The organism is Bradyrhizobium sp. STM 3562, from assembly GCF_045571435.1.
Classification (GTDB): Bacteria; Pseudomonadota; Alphaproteobacteria; order Rhizobiales; family Xanthobacteraceae; genus Bradyrhizobium.
In genome coordinates this window covers 3,345,837-3,362,736 of the sequence record NZ_CP120694.1, presented here as the reverse complement: position 1 = coordinate 3,362,736, position 16,900 = coordinate 3,345,837, and the positions used below count along the sequence as shown (strand labels likewise).

The following is a 16,900-nucleotide window of genomic DNA, read 5'->3' as shown; positions in this document are numbered from 1 at the left end:
GCCTGCGTGGACAGCGCCGACCGGGCGATTCGGCCCGATCGGCGCCAAGTCAATCAAATCACGATCAGATCGTGACAATCAGGGTCGATCACTCCGTGTAGGAAATGTTGACCGGCTTGCTGAAGTCGAACGCGTCGAACAGGTCAGCGAGCGCCGGGCTGTTGGTCGGCACATACTGGTTGTTCTTCGTGAAGGTCGGGTTCGGCAGGTTGTCGCGGCTGCGGTTCGTGAGCGGCTGCAAACCCCAGTTGCGCTCGATGAACTTCAGCAGCGAAACATGATCGCTGTAATTGTGGTAGACCTTGCCGCCCGTCGAATACGGCGAGAGGACCAGGATCGGGATGCGCGGGCCGTCGCCGAAGAAGTCGATCGACTGGATGTAACCCGAATCCCAATAACCGCCAGCCTCGTCCCAGGTGACGAACACCGCAGTTTCCGCCTTCAACTGCGGATTGGCGTCGAGGGCGCCCAGAACGTTCAACACATAGGCCTCGAACAGATCAACCTTCGAGCTCTGCGGATGGCCGTCGAGCAGACCATCCGGCTTGCCGAACGACACCGCAGGGAGGGTGTTGTTCTGGATCGCCGTGATCAGATCGGCAGTATCCTTGATATGCGCCTGCCGCACGGTGGGATCGGCCATGATGGAGGTCGCATACTGGAACGGGTTGCAGATCTGGCAGTAGGCCGCGCCGAGCGCGTGAGCCGGATCGGCGAGCGCCGCGGTCGACAGGTTCGGGTTGCTCGGGTTCGCCGCGACGGCAGCGTTCGAGAGCGCGACAGCGTCGTTATAGGCGCCGCCGTAATAGGCCCAGGCGATCTTCTTCTCGTTTAAAGCGTCGCCGATGTTGCGCACCGACGACGGCGGCAGATTGCTGCCGCCCGACAACGCACCGTTCGGCAGATAGCCAGGATTGACGTTGTTGAGCATGTAGTAGTGGTTGGGCTTGCAGTTCGGCTCCGCCGCATAGGGCAGATTTTCCAGATAGCTCACGATCGGCTTCACGCCCGGCTGGAACACGTCAGCGCAATTGCTGAAGTTGCCGTCAACTGTGTAGCGGTTGACGGTACCAGAAACCGGATTCGGGTTCGCGATCGCGTTCGCAGGCGGTGTCGTCGGATTGCCCTTGCCGTCGCTCCAATAGGCCGCGTCACCAGTGCCAAGCATGAAGTGGTTGGCACCAGTGCCGCCATGGAACGACTGATGGAAGTTGTCACCCAGAGTGAACCGGTCCGCCAGCATCTTCAAGATCGGCGCCTGCTCCTGCTCGGCGTTGTAGAAGCCCATGGAGTTGCCCATGCTCTTGTTGGACGACGAGTAGGTCGCCATCACGAACGGGAACAGGTCGTTCAAGCAACCGGAGTTGTTGGACTTCGTCGCGCTGGCCGCGCTGCAATCCTCCTGCTGCCAGTCCTGGTAGAAGCGATGCGTGGTGTCGCCAGTGTAATCGTCGTCACTGATCTGCGGGCCCTGCAGCGGATACGGCCCGGTCAGGCTGCCCGCGCCCGGCACGCGGGTATCGGTTACGCCGGTCGCAAGGCCGGTCGCTCCAGTGGTCAGGATGTCGAGGTCGCTCGGATCCATGTCCTTCTCGACGCTCGCTTCTGCGATCGTCTTGAACGGAGCGCCGGTATCGCTCTGCGCGCTCGGAGCCCCGTTGGTGTTGGGCTGTGGCATTGCGTTGGTGGCGTTATAGGGCGACTTGCCGATCGCGGGAGCACCGATGTAGTACGACGGCTGCGCCGCGACCGAGAACTGCTGCGCCTGAGCGAAGTTTGGACCAGGCGAGCCGTCCTCGTTGACGATACCCTTCGACAGCAGGTTGGAGATGGTCTGCCCCTTTCCTTTCGGCTTGTAGACACCGAAGGTGTGATCCAGCCCGCGGTTTTCGCCGATCAGGATGATAACGTGCTTGATCGGCGATGCCGTCTTGATCGTCTCCGTCGGATCCTTGCTCTTGTTGGCCTTGTCGGTATCGGCCTGGATCTTCGAGAATATATTCTGGATCACGGCATAGCGGTTAGGATGCGCACGCGTATCCCAAGTGCTGCGGCCATTCGGATAGGAGCCTGCATAGGCTGCCGTCACGATCGCCAGCGTCGAGACAGCACACAGCGCAGTGGTGGTTCTCCACCTCTTCTTCAAATTGAAAGTCATTGTCGACCCCAGAGAGTTTGCGGTTAGCGTCGCGTGTGTAGTGTGTCAACATGACGCAGGCTTATCGTTGTTGTGAAAGCGCGAAAGAAAGTCGCCGCAATCAACAACGCTTCGCTCGCAACTTACTGCGGAGTAGCAACAACACCGATCATGTCCGGCTGCTCGCGAGTCGATGCGCTTTTACGACCTCAGCCCCGTGCATGGCGCTCTGACGATTTCCTTCGACCGAGGAATAACGCCGCGCAACAGGTGTTTCGGTCCTACTTTATGCATCGCCTTTCGCGGATGGACGGCCCAACAATCCACGCCGCAGAGCGCGTGACCACTGGCATCGCTGGCGCGATGCTCTTGGAGATCAAGTTCCGATTCCCAGGACGCTGGAATGCTCTAGCGCGACGTATGCCGCGACTGCAGGACCTGACGCAGCGCAGCGTAATGCGCATCGTGCACTTGCGGATTGAACAACGACCAGCGCTCCGCGCCTGCGAGCAGCGCCGGAACCGCCGCGGCCATCAAGGAGCGATAGTTCTTGTAATCCGCCGCAGCATCGGAGCTTCGGCCATCGCCGACCTCCATGTCGATGCGGCGCAATATAAGCACGAGCTCTTTGAGCGCGTTACGCGCAAGCACGCGCTCCTGTTCGCCGCCGGATACACTGGTATTTTTCCGATCGGGATATTGCTCGGTCAATTCACGCAGTTCATTGCCGATCGTGTCGACGGCGAGCGCAACGATGTCCTTGTCCTGGGCGGGGATCGCCGTTGCCAGCACGTTGTTGAAGTCATTGATCTCCGTCAAAGTCGCACCGGCACCCTCACGTTCGTAAGGCTGAGCGCCATCGCCAACGGCAGTGAGATAGGCGACCAGATCCTTGCGATCCTGAGCCGACAAGCCGAGATCGAAGACGCGATCGAAATGTGCAACCACCTGATCATAGGTATCGTAGCGGCCGTCGTGGAAATATGGCGCGTTGAAGTCGGCATTGCGCAGCGTCGGCGTCTTGAAGAGACCGCCGGAGCCGACATCATGCTGCTGGTGATCGACAAATGTTCCCGACGGAACATGGCAGCCGGCGCAGCTCATGCCCGGATCATGAGGAAACGGCTTGGAGAACAGCAGCTCTCCGCGGCGCTCCGAATCGCTGATATTGCCGACTAGATGTCCGCCCGGACCGAGACTCGGATTTGGCAGAAAATCGATGTCCTGGATATAAGCAACAATGGCATCGACAATGGCAGGCGACGGTTCTGGCCCTGCGAACTCGTTGACGATGACGTTGCGAACGAAATCCCGCAGGGATGCCATGCGCCCGTCCTGTCCGTAAGGTGCAAGATAGCGCGCGCCGCGCAGGCTCGGGATCCTCACAGGGTCGAGCACAAAGTTGTTGGCCTTCGGATTGAACAACGGGCCGGTCGTATCGAAATTCCCTGGCCGCGTCGACATCTTGGGCATGAAGAACTTGGCGTTGCCGGCGCCGTTGACATGGCATGTCCCGCAGCTCACGCTGGCCTGCCGCGCAACACCGCCGAGTATTGCGGAGGAATTGAACGCCAGATTGCCGAGACTGATGAGATAGGACTTGCCGCCCGCGAGTTCGGACCGAAACACTTCGCGCGGCCTATCCAGCGCGTCTTCGTTAAATTCGGTCTTGGCCGGCAAGACGGTCTGGTCGCCGTCGACCGGAAAGGCCACTGCCCGGCCAAGCAGCCCGGCGACCAGTAGGCTGCATATGAGCACGCCGATGGCTTGACGACCGATCATCGCGACTGAGCCTCCAGCGTGGGCCGCTGCAAGCCCAGTTTGGCCGATCCAGCCTGCAACACGATCACGAGTTCCTCGCTGAGGCGACGCAGCTTGTGTATGTCGACATGCGGCAGATCTGGCGCCGCCACGATCGTCTTAAGTTGTTCGATCTTGGCCGACGCGGTATCGGCGAGCCCGCCGTCGGCCGCCCGCAAGGCATCCGCGAATATCGTGCGATAGGCGAACTCGATACCGGCCACGTTGTTGCGCATGTCGTCGAGCGACGTACCGCTGATCCGGGATTCGCCGCCGTCAGCCTTGCTTTCACCGACCTCGTACGCGAGGCGAACGATGCCATTGAGCAGACCTTGCGGCGTGAGTGGCATATCGTGGAGCTTTCCATAGAGATCGTCGAGATGACCGACCAATGCGGCGGCGTCGTTGTCAACGTCTGTCCTGCCTGCGCCGAACAGTCGTGCCTCAACAGCATGGAAGCCGCTGTTCGCATTGGGCCAGGCGTCGATCAACGCGTCGAGCTCGGGAACAAAGCCTGCGGTGAAGACTTCCGAGCGTTCCCAGCCCGCACGTGCGGAAATCCAGGCTCTCTTCGCGCCAGCAAGATCCTTTGCAGCGGCACGCTCGCGCAACGCCCGCGCGCCTGTCAGCGCATCGCCGATGCCCTCGACCATGTATGGCCGATACCGTTCGACTGCATCATCAAGCGCTGCGGCGCTCGACGGATTCGCGGCGAACAAAAGCCCCAGCGCGGCGAGATGCGCCGCTGCTCTTACCTTGATCATCATTGTCCGCCCCCCAAGGCGGAGTGCTCATCATTTGAAGCGGCGGGTAATATTGTCGGGTTAGTATGCCGTTTTGTGACGAGACGATTTCACGTCATGCATTTCCGCCGAACGAAGCGAGTTTTTCTGGCGGAGTGTTCTTGTGGATGACACAATGCGCAAGTGCGCTGCTCCTCGTGCGGCCGAAAACAATCTCTTGAAGGGATGGGGCTCGTCGTCCAAGAGATGGGCTTGGCTCGCGGATCAACTCAATTCATATGGCGACAAACAGCGAAGCTCCCTGGTTTTTCGGCCTTTACCTGCTGCTCTCTGTACTTTGCGGCGCGATCGCGCTCATCGATCTCCGCCGCGGCATCATTCCGAACGGGCTGAATTTTTTGATTGCCGGGCTTGGCCTTGCCCAAGCGGTCGCTGCGGGCAGCCCAGCCGACGGCATCGAGACAATCGGCGAAGGCATCGCTGCAGGCGCGATTTTCTGGCTGTTGCGACGGCTATACTTCTTGTGGCGAAAAACCGACGGCCTCGGGCTCGGCGATGTCAAATTCCTGGCGGCCGCGGCGATGTGGGTCGGGATTGCCGGCATTCCCACCCTGCTTGTGATCGCCGCTCTCACGGCTCTCGCTGCCGCCGGTGGCCTCCAACTCGCCGGACAGCAAATGACGCGCCAGACCTCCCTGCCCTTTGGCCCATTTCTGGTAGCAGGCCTGTTGCTGACGCTGGTCGCTCAGCGCTGGATCGGAATAGGTTAGCGCTGCCGCGCGACCGGCACATTGACCGCGCTGACCGGCACCAGGTGGACCTCGCCGCCGTCCGCTCCGCCCGGCTCCGGCAAGCTCAGCACGGCCGCCTGTTCGTCCTTTTCCATGGTCACCTCGCGACCTCGGATCGAACGCAGCTTCCAGCCCTGGTAATCGTCGCCGAGCTTCAGCCGCAGCGCGGTCTTGCTCGATTGATCGAGAAAGATGCCGAAACCTTCATCCTCGCCGGCAATCGTGCCGACCAGCGAAAGCGGAGGCGGTGTTACGTCTTTTTTCCGGGGCGGCGGAGCCTTGACGACGACGGGTTCGGCAGCGGCGACTGGGGGCGGTGGCCGCCGCGAAGGTGAAAAAATCGGACGATCGCGCGTGGCGGACAGTTGCGAAAGCGGAATGCCCCACAGCGGGTTGGCGCTGAGGGAAGGCCGCTCCGGTGCGCGCGGCGGCGCAACGCGCACTGTCGTGACCGGCTCATCCGGCACCGACGGCGCACCGGCTGGCCTGGCGAGCCGGGTCTCGTCGAGAAGACCGGCATCGAGGCTATCGGTGGATATCGCCGACGTTGCCGCGGCGACAGAATGGGCCGACAACACCAGCAATGCAACGGCTGCACGATTCGGTTTCATCCTGATCACTTTGCCCCCCGCCATTGTCCGGAGACGCCCAGCAACACGCGCAACTTCCCCTTCTCGGGTTCAGAGCCGTTCACGGGAGTCTGCACCACCAGTTGGTCTATGAACAGAAACGGCATGCCCGCCTCGATGTCGTAGAGCACCTGCTGCAATTGCGGCTGCTCGATCTCGCAGCTTGCGATCATGCTGATGAACCCGGCCTTCGCGGGGGTATTGGGCACGTCGAGCTGGGTCGACAACACATTGCCGCCGAATTTCATCACCGAGCCGGCCACGCGCTGCAACAGCGTAGCTCCAGCGACCGTCACTGTCGCACCCTCAAGGTAGGGCGAACCTGAGGGCGCCGTGGTGTCGCCGCCTACGCCGCTGACGGCGGGCTTACGGCCTTCTAGCTGCTCCAGCATCGCGGTCGATGCCGCAACGTCGCTGCGCTGATCGATGAGATCGGTAATGGTCGTCACCAACGTCAACAGCAGCGCAAGGAAGAGGGCGACATAGGTCGCTGTCGCCGGCAGCGGTGATGATGTGACGGCTTTGGCCGATGCAGACAATATGTTCACGAGCCAGATCCGAAGTAGGGAGTGATGTGAGCCTCGATATGAAAGCGCTCGCCGGCTTCGTTAGCCGCGCGAGTGGTCGGCGCAAAGAACGTGGCCCGGGTGAATTGCGGCGACTGCTCCATCAGACGGATGAGGGATGGCGCATCCTGGGTCATGCCCATGACCTGCACCTTGTCGCCTTCGATCCGCAGCTCCGTCACATACGTGGAATCCGGCAAGATCCGTGATAACGCATCGAGCACCATGACGCTTGACGGCGTCGTCTGCTTGCGCTTGGCCAGCAGGCCAAAGCCGGACGTTGCGCCGTTCGCATCCAGGCGCAGCGCGGCGCGACGCTGCGCGATCCGGTGCTGCAGGCCCTCCAGCTCGGATTGCAGCGAGCCGCCGAGATAGGTGTCGACAAGAAGCGATGCAGCAGCGGCGACGCCAGCCGAAAGCAAGGTCACGCGCAACAAACGTGGCACGTTCACGGCCAGGCCGACCACACCGCGCAGCGATTGATCGAGAAGCGTAATCCGCGCCGGCAGCCCGCTCCCCGCCTCTGCCGCAACGTGGACCGCGACAGCGGCCGCCTCGAGCGCCTGCACGAACTGCACGAGCGGCCTCACTTTCAACTTCGATGTCGCGGCGAACGCCACCTCGATCCGGTCGTTCGCCGTCGGAACCGGCGGGCTCCAGCCGAAGACGGCGTCGGCCGCGCTCCATGGCGTCAGGCGATCGATCTGCGACCGGATCATGCCATCAAGAAAATCGCCAGCCCTGCTCGGGAAATCGAGCGCGCGGATCATCACGTGATCAACTCGCAATCCCACTTCGACGCGGCTGCCGCGGAATGCAGTCTTCCAATCAGCGGGCAGCGACGGCTGCGGCTTGCGGTCCTCCAGCCGGAACTCGAAAGCCGCCAAGCTCCCGCCATTCTTCACCGAGGTGGTTCTGGCCGTGAACGTCCCGTCGGCATTTTCGTCAAGCAGGATCCGCGGCGAACGCACAAACCGGCCCGCCGCGGTATCGATACCGCGCGCGACCGACGCCGTCCATTGATCGAAGAGCTGCCTCGTCTCGGAAATCATCGACATCACGAACTCCCCCGCCGGGGCGGACTATGCCGGGGCTGCACATCGTCTTGCCAGGACAGGATGCGAAAGGGCTCAACCTGGTCGCCGAGCGCGATCACGACTTCCGAGGCGGTGCGGCGGCCGCCTCTGAAACTGATCAATGTCTCGATCCGATAGCACGCGCTCTTTGCGGTCGGCGCGTTGCTCATGGCCTGCGCGGGTCCCGCCACCGTTCCTGCGTTGAAAGGATCCTGAGGTTTGCCGGCTCCGGTGTCCGGGAGCGCGGCGAGGACTTCTGGGGCCGCGATTGTGGGATCGACATCAGGCGATCCGTTGAACACCGTCACGAACGGCAGCGCGCGTTTAACCAGCGCCGGAGGCAGGCCGACCACAAGCGCAAGCTCATCGGCGTGCGCAAACAGTGATTGTCGCGGCGAATAGCCTACGGCGTTGTAGCGCGCCTCTTCCTCATTAGTGCCGCCTGACACGGGACGGGTGCGCCAGCCAATGATCCGGTCGGCGTCTTCATTTGCCGCATCCTTGCTGGCACCAAGCACGGCGAACAGGCCGGCCAGCACCTCCTTCGGCGCGAAATTGAGGTCGACGCGAGCCGCTTCGGATGTGAAAGTGACAAGCACATTCGCGTCATCCATGCCGAAATGGAATGATCCTTGCGGCGGCCGCTCCTTGTCCCCCGCCAGTGCCAACTGATAGGCCGCAAGTTCGACGCTCGCGGAGACCAACGCCTCGGCCTTCAGTGCGCTATCGCTAATGGCGAGTTCGCGCGTTGATGCGGACAAATAGGCAGCGAAGACCATCGCCAAGGCCGAGAGCGCCAGCAAGATCCAAAGCACCGCGACGATGACGAAGCCGCGCTGCGCAGGGATTCTGCCGGCGTCGTCTCCGCTCATCGTTTTGCTCCCTGCCCCGCGGCTCGCGCGCTATCGCCCGTATCCGGCTTGTCGTCATCGCACTTGCCGTCGGCCTTCGTGCAATCAAAGGGCACCTGGACATGGAGGCCCGCGATGGTCGAAACCGACAGGACACGCTCGCTCGCCGCATCGCGAATCGTCAATTTGATCATTGCCGGCAGCTTGTCGGCGTCCCGCCAGGCGGCTTTCCAGATGCGATCAGGGCCCGCATAGGCAAACGACAGACGATACGGCGCGCGCAAGAGCACCACCGGGTCACCGAAATGGGTCTGTTCGGATAACGACACTCCGGCCGCCAGCGGAGTGAAGCGCGCCCGCGAACGCACCGTCACGAATTCACCTTGGTCGCGGGTCTCGCCGAGCCGCACGATGTCGAGCCCAGGGCCTGCGTTCGGCCCCATCGCCGTTCGCACGAACATGACCGACAATTCGGTTCCATCGAACAGCGGGTGGCGCGTGTCCCGGTTGGGCGGAACATATTCGGCGGCCGCGAGGTCGGCGCTGATGCGCTGCAGCGCTATCCCGATCAACTCGCTGCGCTGAATGCGGCCGAAGCCTCGATTCCAATTCGGCAGCCATTGCGCGGTAATGGCGGCAAGGGCGGATAGCAGAAGCCCCATCAACGCCAAGGCGACGATGGTCTCGATCAGCGTAAAGCCGCGCTCGCCTTCGTGGTGTGCACCCGCCCCGATGCTCATTCGGATGGCCTCGGCACGAGACGAACAGTGCGAATATCGGATACCGCGCCGGCGGCCGATTTGACCCGCATCCTCACGAGTTCGGGAGTCCAGGGGGTATCGGCGGAATCGACCGTCCAGCCACCGCCGAGCGGCGTGACATCGATCGTCCAAGAATGCCCTTCGAGCTGTCCCGTCAACGTACCCGGACGAAGCTGTGCGCGCGGCGGAATCCCGACGGCCATCAATGTGCGCGCAGCCTGCATCAGCCCGACGTGCCGCTCCAGTGATCGCACGCCCCGCGCATTGCCCGCCATCAACGAGCCGATCGCGACGATCGAGACGGCCACGATCGCGAGCGCCACCAGCACCTCGATGATGGTGAAGCCGGCATCGCCGCGGTCAGTTGGTAGCGCGCGAGACAATTTCGACCCTTCCAGTCAGCCAGTTGACGCGGATCTCATAGCCCGCGTCGAAGCGCGTCAGCGCGATCGTGCCGCCGCACGAGCTGCCATTGGCGAAAAAGCGGATGGTCGACAGCGCGGCCTGCCGTTGACAAGTCTCCGGCAGCAGTGCGTCGAAACGGACGTCGTCCGGGATCCGGATGGTCATTCGCGACGCACCGGAGTGGATCACGCGATCAGGCGCATCAATGAGCGTTGCGACGCTGGCGCTACGGCTGATCGCCGCGTTGCGATCGGCTTTCAGAAGGGTTGCAGTCTCCAGCGCATAGGCCTGCAACCGCGACCGCGTTGTCTCCCGCGGGATGAACGGCAACAGCACGGCGGCCAGCAACGCGATGATGGCGAGCACGCACACCATCTCGAGCAGCGTAAAACCACGCTGGGCAACGTCATTCATTCTTCGTCATTCATTTCTGGCGGCCGTGTTCTCGAGCGAAATGTCGGCGGCGATGCCGCTACCGCCTTCCTGCCCGTCGGAGCCGTAGGACATGATGTCGTAGGGGCCGTGTTCGCCGGGCGCACGATAGATGTAGGGGTGATTCCAGGGATCGTTGGGAACGTTGCCGCCTTTCAGATAGGGTCCGTTCCAGGCGACAACACCGGGAGTCTGCCGGACCAGCGCGGCGAGACCTTCCGCACTCGACGGATAGCGACCGGCATCGAGGTAATACAGGTCGAGCGCGCTCGCAAAGCTCTGGAGCTGAATCTTGGCAGCCTTGACCTTGGACTCGCTGAGATAGTTGAGGACGCGTGGACCGATCAGCCCCATGATGAGACCGATAATGGCGATCACCACGAGCATTTCGACCAGCGTGAAGCCCTGCTGACCGACATCCTCTACGCTCCTGTCCCGGAGCGTCTCCTGCTGCCGGCGCGCCCCGAACGATGCGCCAATGGTTCTGAGCGATTTCATGATCAGGCAACCTCTGCTCTAGCCGACGAGTTGTGTCACGGAAAGCAATGCCGTCATGACGGATACGATCAATCCGCCAACGACAGTGCTGATGGTTACGATGGCGAGCGGCCCGATGATGCCGACGACGCGGTCGAGGCTGCGCTGCAATTTCGCTTCATAGAATTCTGCAACCCGCCCTGCCAGCACCGGCAATTGTCCGGTCTCCTCCCCCAGCCGCAGCATGCGAACCGCCATGGGCGGCAGGCTGCTTGCCACAGCGAGCGCATCCGATAATTTGCCGCCGTGGCGAACGCGATCGGCTGCCGCCGTCCAGCTTTCCTCGTTGCCGGTCACCGCCATGATGTCGACGAGGATACGCAGCGTCGCGGTCAGGTTGACGCCGCTTCCAAGCAGAACGCCGAGATTGCGGCAAAACAGGCTGGTTCGATAAAATTGGAAGATGAGGCCAATGCCGGGCAGGCGCGAAAGCCCCGTCACGATTGCGCCGCGTGCGCCCGGCCGACGCAACACCCACCAGGCTCCGGCGATCGTCGCAGCCGTGATGGACAGCGCGGCGGTCGCGTTGGCCCGCAGGAAATCGGACAGGCTGATGAAGGTCCCGAGTGTCGTATCCGACTTCGCCCCGAAATCGCCGAGCACGGTCGAGAACTGCGGCAGGACGAAAAGAATGAAGAACAGCATCACGGCGCCGGCGGCAAACAGGACGAAGGCCGGGTACTGCATGGCATCGGTGAGCTTCCGCCGCATCAACTCGGACCGCGCGCGCTCCGCTCCCAGCGCGTCCAGCACCTGGTCGAGCGTGCCCGAGACTTCGCCGACGCGCACCAGCGCGCCATACATGGGCGGAAACAATGCCGGATGATCCGCAACCGCATCGGCAAAGCTCTCGCCCGCGAGAAGCGCCGCGCGCAGCTTGCCGACGACCGGCCGCAACCTGCCGACGTCCGCATCACTGGCCAGCAATTCCAGCGCGTCATCAAGGCGCGCGCCTGCCTTGAGCAACAGTGCGAGGTCGCGCGTGAATGTCGTAATCTCGGCGGCGCTCGGCCGTCCGAACAGGCCGTAGCCGCCGGAGGCGGTCGAGGCACGCTTGTCCTCGACGGTCTCGATCGGCAGCAGCCGCAGATATTCGATGCGGCGGGCGACCTCGGTCAGCGTCGGCGCGCTGATCGTGCCATTCACGATTTCGCCGTTCTGGGTCAAGGCTCGGTAGCGATAATTGGGCACGCCTTCACCGCATGGTCGTGACACGGAGGATTTCGGCGGGCGAGGTCAGGCCCGCCCGGCATTTGGCGATGCCGTCGTCGAGCATCGTCGTCATGCCGGCGCGGATGGCTGCCTCGTCGATCTTGAGCCCATCCGTTTTCTCCCCAATCAGCTCGCGAATCTCATTCGTCAGCTCGAGCAGCTCAAACACGCCCAGCCGACCGCGATAGCCGGTACCGCCGCAGCGGTCGCAGCCGCACGGCTCGTGGAGGGTTTCCCCAGGGCGGAAGCCAAAGGCCGCCAGGCGCGGGTCCTCGACGAAATTCGCCTCGCCGAGGGAGCGCGGCGACTTGCACCGCTCGCACAATTGGCGCACCAGCCGCTGGGCGATCACGGCGCGCAACACCGACCTCAGCAGATAGCCCTCGACACCGAGATCGAGCATTCGCGGCACCGCGGCCGCCGCGGTCTCGGTGTGCAGCGTCGTCAGCACCAGATGCCCGGTCAGCGCCGCGTGAACGGCCACGTGCGCGGTTTCGGAATCGCGGATTTCGCCGACCATGATCACGTCGGGATCCTGGCGCACGAACGAGCGTAGCGCCGCGGCGAAGGTCAAGCCGATGGCAGGCTTGATCTGGGATTGATTGATGCCCGGAATTTCGTATTCGACCGGATCCTCGATCGTCAGAATCTTGCGAACGGGCTCATTGAGGATCGAGAGGATCGTGGCCAGCGTCGTCGTCTTGCCGCTGCCGGTCGGGCCGGTGATCACGATCATGCCGTGCGGCAGTTTCAGCAGCCGCCGCAGCTTGACCTCATCGGACTGCGAGAACCCGAGCTTCTCGACGACCAGCAGCCCGCGATCCTTGGGCAGGATGCGGATCACCGCGGACTCCCCATGCTGCGTCGGCATGATCGCGACACGAATGTCGCTGTCGGTCCGCCCTGCCCGCAACCGCGCCGCGCCATCCTGCGGCAACCTGCGTTCGGCGATGTTGAGGTTGGCGATGATCTTGATGCGGGAAATCACGGCCTGCGGCAGCACACCGGCCGGCGCCGCTACCGGCCGGAGCAGGCCGTCGATGCGCAAACGGACCGCAAGTCCGCTGGGAAACGGCTCGATATGGATGTCGCTCGCGCGAAGCTCGACAGCTTTTTCAAGAAGGTCGTTGACCGCGCGAACCACGGGCGCCCCGCTCGCAAGGTCACGCAGGCTTTCGATATCGTCTTCGCGCGGCTGCGCCACCATGTCGGCGGTTGCATCGGCCTGACTTTCGTCGAGCCGTTGGTTGAGGACAACCGCCAGATCCTCCGACGTCGCGACCTTGACGACGATACCGGCCCCAAGCACGATTTGCGCCGCGCGCTGCGCCGCCTCGTCGGTTGGATCGGCAACGGCGAGGATCGCCTCCCCGCCGGCAATTCTGTAGGGAAACACGACAGTCTCGCGCAGAAATCGCTGCGAGAACGAGGCAACCAGCGGCTCCGCCGACATCATGTCTTGCAGAGTGACGCGCTCGAACCCGAAAAAGCGCGCCGCTTCGTCGGCGAACTCGATAGCCGAGAGTTCAGTGCGCTCCCAAAGCTTGTCGCGAGCGCGATCGGGACCAGCCTGCCCAGCCGCATCGTCGTCGACCGCCGCCAAAAAGCTTTTCTGGCGAAGGTAATCCAGGAATTGCGAGGACAGCTCGCTGGCCATTCATCATTCCTGTCATAGGACTTTCAAGGATCGATCGGCGGATCAGGCGAGGTCGCGGGTGGCGGCGACGCTTGGCCGGGCCGTGCGGTTATTGATCCGAAGTGTGACAGCCGTACGAAGCCGCCGGTCCGTTCAAGACTCAAAAAGATTTCAACAGGCAATGTCGGTGAGAGTGGCCGCGGATCGTGTGTTCCGGGATCAACACGCACCACCTTCGTTCGGCCGATCATGCAGGCAATTTATTTCTGTCATCTTCCCTCGCTAAGTACTTTCGCCTGCAGGGATGGATCGTCGCAAACGCTCTGCGGTCACCCACCCGGACGGAATGGCGAAAAGAATTATGGTACGCGTCGGCAGGCTTGGCCGGTACCCAGTGGTCCATCGCAGCGGTGGCGCTGTATTTGCTCTGATCTCGCTGGCTTTGTTGGCCTCGTGCAACTCCGCGACGGTTGGCGAAAGCGTGGATGCGTCACAGCTAGATATTGTCGACAAGGTACGGTCGATCGACCTCCTGCCGCGACAGCCACGGCCGATGAATTCCCCGGCAATGGCAGCCGATCAAGGCAGCGGCGGCGTCCGCGCGGCCATGTACGAAGGTACTGAAGTCACAGGCGTTTCGGACGATCGCCCGCAAATGGCGGCGAGTGGCGGCGGCTTCGACCTGAATTTCGAGAACACGCCGGTCGCGACCGTCGCGAAGGTCGTGCTCGGCGACATCCTGCATGTCGGCTACACGATCGATCCGCGGGTACAGGGCACCGTCAGTCTGGTGTCGGTCCGGCCGGTACCCAAGTCAGACATCGTCTTCGTGCTGGAAAACGCGTTGCGGTTGAGCGGGGTCGTGCTGCTGCGCGATACGAGCGGCTATCGGCTGACACCACTGGGCGACGCGGTCGGCGCGGGCCGGGTCGATGCTGCGAGCGCCAGCCCCGAGCCCGGCTTTGGCGTCTCCGTCGTGCCCTTACAATATGTGTCGGCGCAGACGCTGTTGAAGTTGATGGACAGCTTTGCCACCAAGGCCGGCGCGGTCCGCGCCGATGTCGGACGAAATCTCATTTTGGTTCAAGGGACAGGCCCCGAGCGTCGCACCGCGGTCGATACCGTCTTGAGCTTCGATGTCGACTGGATGCGCGGCCAATCGGTCGGCATCTTCCCGATCTCAAGCGGCTCGCCCGCCCCGATCATTGCCGAATTGGAAAAGATCGTTGATTCCGGTGAGAATGGCCTCAGCCAGAACGTGATCAAATTCATGCCGATCGCCCGCCTCAACGCGGTGCTGGTCGTCAGCAGAAAGCCGGAGATGCTGCATACTGCGGCTACCTGGATCAAGCGCCTGGACCGCACCGACATGGCCCGAACGACGGTCCATGTCTACAGAGTAAAATACGGAGAAGCCCGCCAGATCGCGCGCGTGCTCACCGACATGTTCCTGGGCGGATCGTCCTCCTCCAGTCTGCTGGACAGTGCCGATAATCAGGTCGCACCGGGCTCCGGGACCACGGCGAGTTCAAGTGCCGATCGTCTGTCGCTCAATGCCAACTCCAACTCCTCGCCGACGGCGAATAGCTTCGGTGGGCGCGCTGGACTGGGCGGAATGGGCTCGGGAAGCGGAAGCAGCCAGGCGTTTGGCGGGCAAGTCGCCAACAGCAACAACAACCAAAACGGCGCCGGCGCCTTGGACAGCGGCCACAGCGGCGGCAACGGCCAGCCGGTCATGCAGGACGTCAGAATAACGCCGGATACCGTCAACAACACCCTGTTGATCTATGCGGACCAGGCCAACTACCAAATCATCGAATCCACCCTGCTGCAGGTCGATCAGCCGCAGCAGCAGGTCGCGATCGATGCCACGATCGCCGAGGTCACGCTGAACAACACCCTGGCCTATGGCGTTCAGGCCTACATCACCAGCCAGAATCTCGGCTTGAAGCCGAACACCGGCTCCATTCTCAACACCCAGGCAACGACAGCGCCGGCTACCACGACCGATTCCACGACGGGCGCGGTCAGCGTCGCGGGATCGCTCACCAACGCCTTCGTCAACCAGGCTTTCCCTGGCTTCAATTTCCTGGTCGGTTCGGCGACGCAGCCCAGCCTTATCCTCGATGCGCTGCACGCGGTCACCAGCGTCAAGGTGCTGTCCAATCCATCCCTGGTCGTCATCAACAACCAGGTGGCGACACTGCAGGTCGGTGACGTGGTGCCTGTCTCCACCGGCAGCGCCACGGTGCTGACGACGAGCAACACCGTCGTCAACACCATCGACTACCGCAACACCGGCGTCATCTTGCGGGTGTCGCCGCGTATTAGCGTCAACGGCAATGTGAGGCTCGACGTCGAGCAGGAGATCAGCAATGTGCCGCCGAGCAGTGCCAACAGCCTGACGCCGACGGTGTCGGAGCGCCGGGTCAAGAGCCAGATCTCGGTGGCGAACGGTCAAACGGTGTTGCTGGCCGGCCTGATCAGCGAGCAGCAGAACGGCACCCGTAACGCCATCCCGGTGCTCGACCAGATTCCGGGGCTCGGCGATGCTTTCGGACATCAGAGCAACGCCACCGCACGCACCGAGCTGATCATCTTCATCCGGCCGCAAATCATCCGCGATGGCTCGGACGCCCACATCATTGCGGAAGAGCTTCGATCGAAACTGCGCGGAAGTATCGCCACGACCTCGACCAATGCCCCTATCACCACCAGCTTCCATTGAACGCTTTCGCCGCGTTCTGAGCGAACATGCGAGGCGACGCGTACCGGGACTGCTGCTCGCCGCCCTGCTCTGCGCCGGCGTCATCCCGTGCGCACATGCCGACGCGCTGTCGCGCGGGACGGCAGCCTTCGAGCGCGGCGACTATGTTCGCGCGTTCCGTGACCTCGCGCCCCTGGCCTATCGCGGAAACGCAAGGGCGCTCGGCATGCTGGGCTTCATGTATGAACACGGCTTCGGCGCCCCGCAGGCCTATGACGCCGCCGCCGATTTCTATTCGCAAGGAGCAGCCCTCGGCAATCCGTTCGCACAAGCCATGCTGGGCCTGATGTACGACAAGGGGCACGGCGTTCCGCAGGATTTTGTGCTCGCTTACATGTGGCTCAATCTCGCCGCGGCGCATACACGCGGTCACGAGCGCGATGCCTACACGCGATTCCGAGACGCGGTGGCGTCGAAGATGTCAACGAACGAGATCGTCGTGGGGCAACGGCTGGCGCTGAACTGGGCCCCGATCCCTCTGGCGCCAAGCGTGCCGCGGTCGCGCGAGCGGCTGGATCCCCGCTAGTCTAGGGTGCGCCGCGCGCACCATTGGCGGG

At 62.8% G+C, this 16,900-nt stretch carries 16 protein-coding genes; 3 read left to right on the top strand and 13 right to left on the bottom strand.

All coding sequences use genetic code 11. The features are described from left to right. Positions 1-88 precede the first annotated feature (88 nt). From P6U23_RS15425 to P6U23_RS15415, 3 genes are all read right to left on the bottom strand, one after another. A complete protein-coding gene (locus tag P6U23_RS15425; protein WP_407180566.1) occupies positions 89-2,158 on the bottom strand; it encodes an alkaline phosphatase family protein in 2,070 nt (689 codons plus the stop codon). 387 nt (positions 2,159-2,545) lie between these two features. Next, positions 2,546-3,919: a cytochrome c peroxidase gene (locus P6U23_RS15420; protein WP_407180565.1), complete on the bottom strand. Its 1,374-nt coding sequence runs from the start codon at positions 3,917-3,919 to the stop codon at positions 2,546-2,548. Beyond that, positions 3,916-4,704, bottom strand: coding sequence for an EfeM/EfeO family lipoprotein (locus P6U23_RS15415; RefSeq protein WP_407180564.1), 789 nt, complete (start codon positions 4,702-4,704; stop codon positions 3,916-3,918). Before P6U23_RS15415 ends, P6U23_RS15420 begins: the two co-directional genes overlap by 4 nt. 254 nt (positions 4,705-4,958) lie before the next feature. On the opposite strand from P6U23_RS15415, the gene P6U23_RS15410 reads away from it, so the two are divergent. After that, complete coding sequence (locus P6U23_RS15410) at positions 4,959-5,450, top strand: prepilin peptidase (RefSeq protein WP_407180563.1); 492 nt, start codon at positions 4,959-4,961, stop codon at positions 5,448-5,450. On the opposite strand, the gene P6U23_RS15405 is transcribed toward P6U23_RS15410, so the two are convergent. From P6U23_RS15405 to P6U23_RS15360, 10 genes are all read right to left on the bottom strand, one after another. Continuing rightward, entirely contained in the window at positions 5,447-6,082 is a 636-nt protein-coding gene (locus tag P6U23_RS15405) for a hypothetical protein (protein ID WP_407180562.1), read from the bottom strand. The genes P6U23_RS15410 and P6U23_RS15405 overlap by 4 nt on opposite strands. 5 nt (positions 6,083-6,087) lie before the next feature. Then, entirely contained in the window at positions 6,088-6,648 is a 561-nt protein-coding gene (gspM, locus tag P6U23_RS15400; protein ID WP_407180561.1) for a type II secretion system protein GspM, read from the bottom strand. Continuing rightward, positions 6,645-7,436, bottom strand: coding sequence for a PilN domain-containing protein (locus P6U23_RS15395; RefSeq protein ID WP_407180560.1), 792 nt, complete (start codon positions 7,434-7,436; stop codon positions 6,645-6,647). The genes gspM and P6U23_RS15395 overlap by 4 nt, the downstream gene beginning before the upstream one ends. 287 nt (positions 7,437-7,723) lie before the next feature. Further along, a complete protein-coding gene (locus P6U23_RS15390) occupies positions 7,724-8,614 on the bottom strand; it encodes a general secretion pathway protein GspK (protein WP_407180559.1) in 891 nt (296 codons plus the stop codon). Then, positions 8,611-9,333, bottom strand: coding sequence for a type II secretion system protein J (locus tag P6U23_RS15385; RefSeq protein ID WP_407180558.1), 723 nt, complete (start codon positions 9,331-9,333; stop codon positions 8,611-8,613). Before P6U23_RS15385 ends, P6U23_RS15390 begins: the two co-directional genes overlap by 4 nt. Further along, the gene (locus tag P6U23_RS15380) at positions 9,330-9,737 is read right to left on the bottom strand and encodes a type II secretion system protein J (protein ID WP_407180557.1); all 408 of its coding nucleotides are present in this window, start codon (positions 9,735-9,737) and stop codon (positions 9,330-9,332) included. The genes P6U23_RS15385 and P6U23_RS15380 overlap by 4 nt, the downstream gene beginning before the upstream one ends. Then, positions 9,715-10,173, bottom strand: a complete 459-nt coding sequence (locus P6U23_RS15375; protein WP_407180556.1) for a Tfp pilus assembly protein FimT/FimU — start codon at positions 10,171-10,173, stop codon at positions 9,715-9,717. The genes P6U23_RS15380 and P6U23_RS15375 overlap by 23 nt, the downstream gene beginning before the upstream one ends. A 6-nt stretch (positions 10,174-10,179) precedes the next feature. Then, positions 10,180-10,689 carry a type II secretion system major pseudopilin GspG gene (gene gspG, locus P6U23_RS15370; RefSeq protein ID WP_407180555.1) on the bottom strand — a complete coding sequence of 170 codons (510 nt, stop codon included), beginning with the start codon at positions 10,687-10,689 and terminating at the stop codon, positions 10,180-10,182. 18 nt (positions 10,690-10,707) lie between these two features. After that, complete coding sequence (locus P6U23_RS15365; protein WP_407181474.1) at positions 10,708-11,919, bottom strand: type II secretion system F family protein; 1,212 nt, start codon at positions 11,917-11,919, stop codon at positions 10,708-10,710. 4 nt (positions 11,920-11,923) lie between these two features. Next, positions 11,924-13,597 (bottom strand): GspE/PulE family protein, encoded by a 1,674-nt coding sequence (locus P6U23_RS15360; protein WP_407180554.1) that lies wholly within the window; start codon positions 13,595-13,597, stop codon positions 11,924-11,926. A 340-nt stretch (positions 13,598-13,937) separates the two neighbouring features. Between P6U23_RS15360 and gspD the strand changes: the two genes are divergently transcribed. Both gspD and P6U23_RS15350 read left to right on the top strand, forming a co-directional pair. Next, complete coding sequence (gene gspD / locus P6U23_RS15355) at positions 13,938-16,304, top strand: type II secretion system secretin GspD (RefSeq protein ID WP_407180553.1); 2,367 nt, start codon at positions 13,938-13,940, stop codon at positions 16,302-16,304. Further along, complete coding sequence (locus tag P6U23_RS15350; protein ID WP_407180552.1) at positions 16,276-16,869, top strand: tetratricopeptide repeat protein; 594 nt, start codon at positions 16,276-16,278, stop codon at positions 16,867-16,869. Before gspD ends, P6U23_RS15350 begins: the two co-directional genes overlap by 29 nt. Positions 16,870-16,900 lie beyond the last annotated feature (31 nt).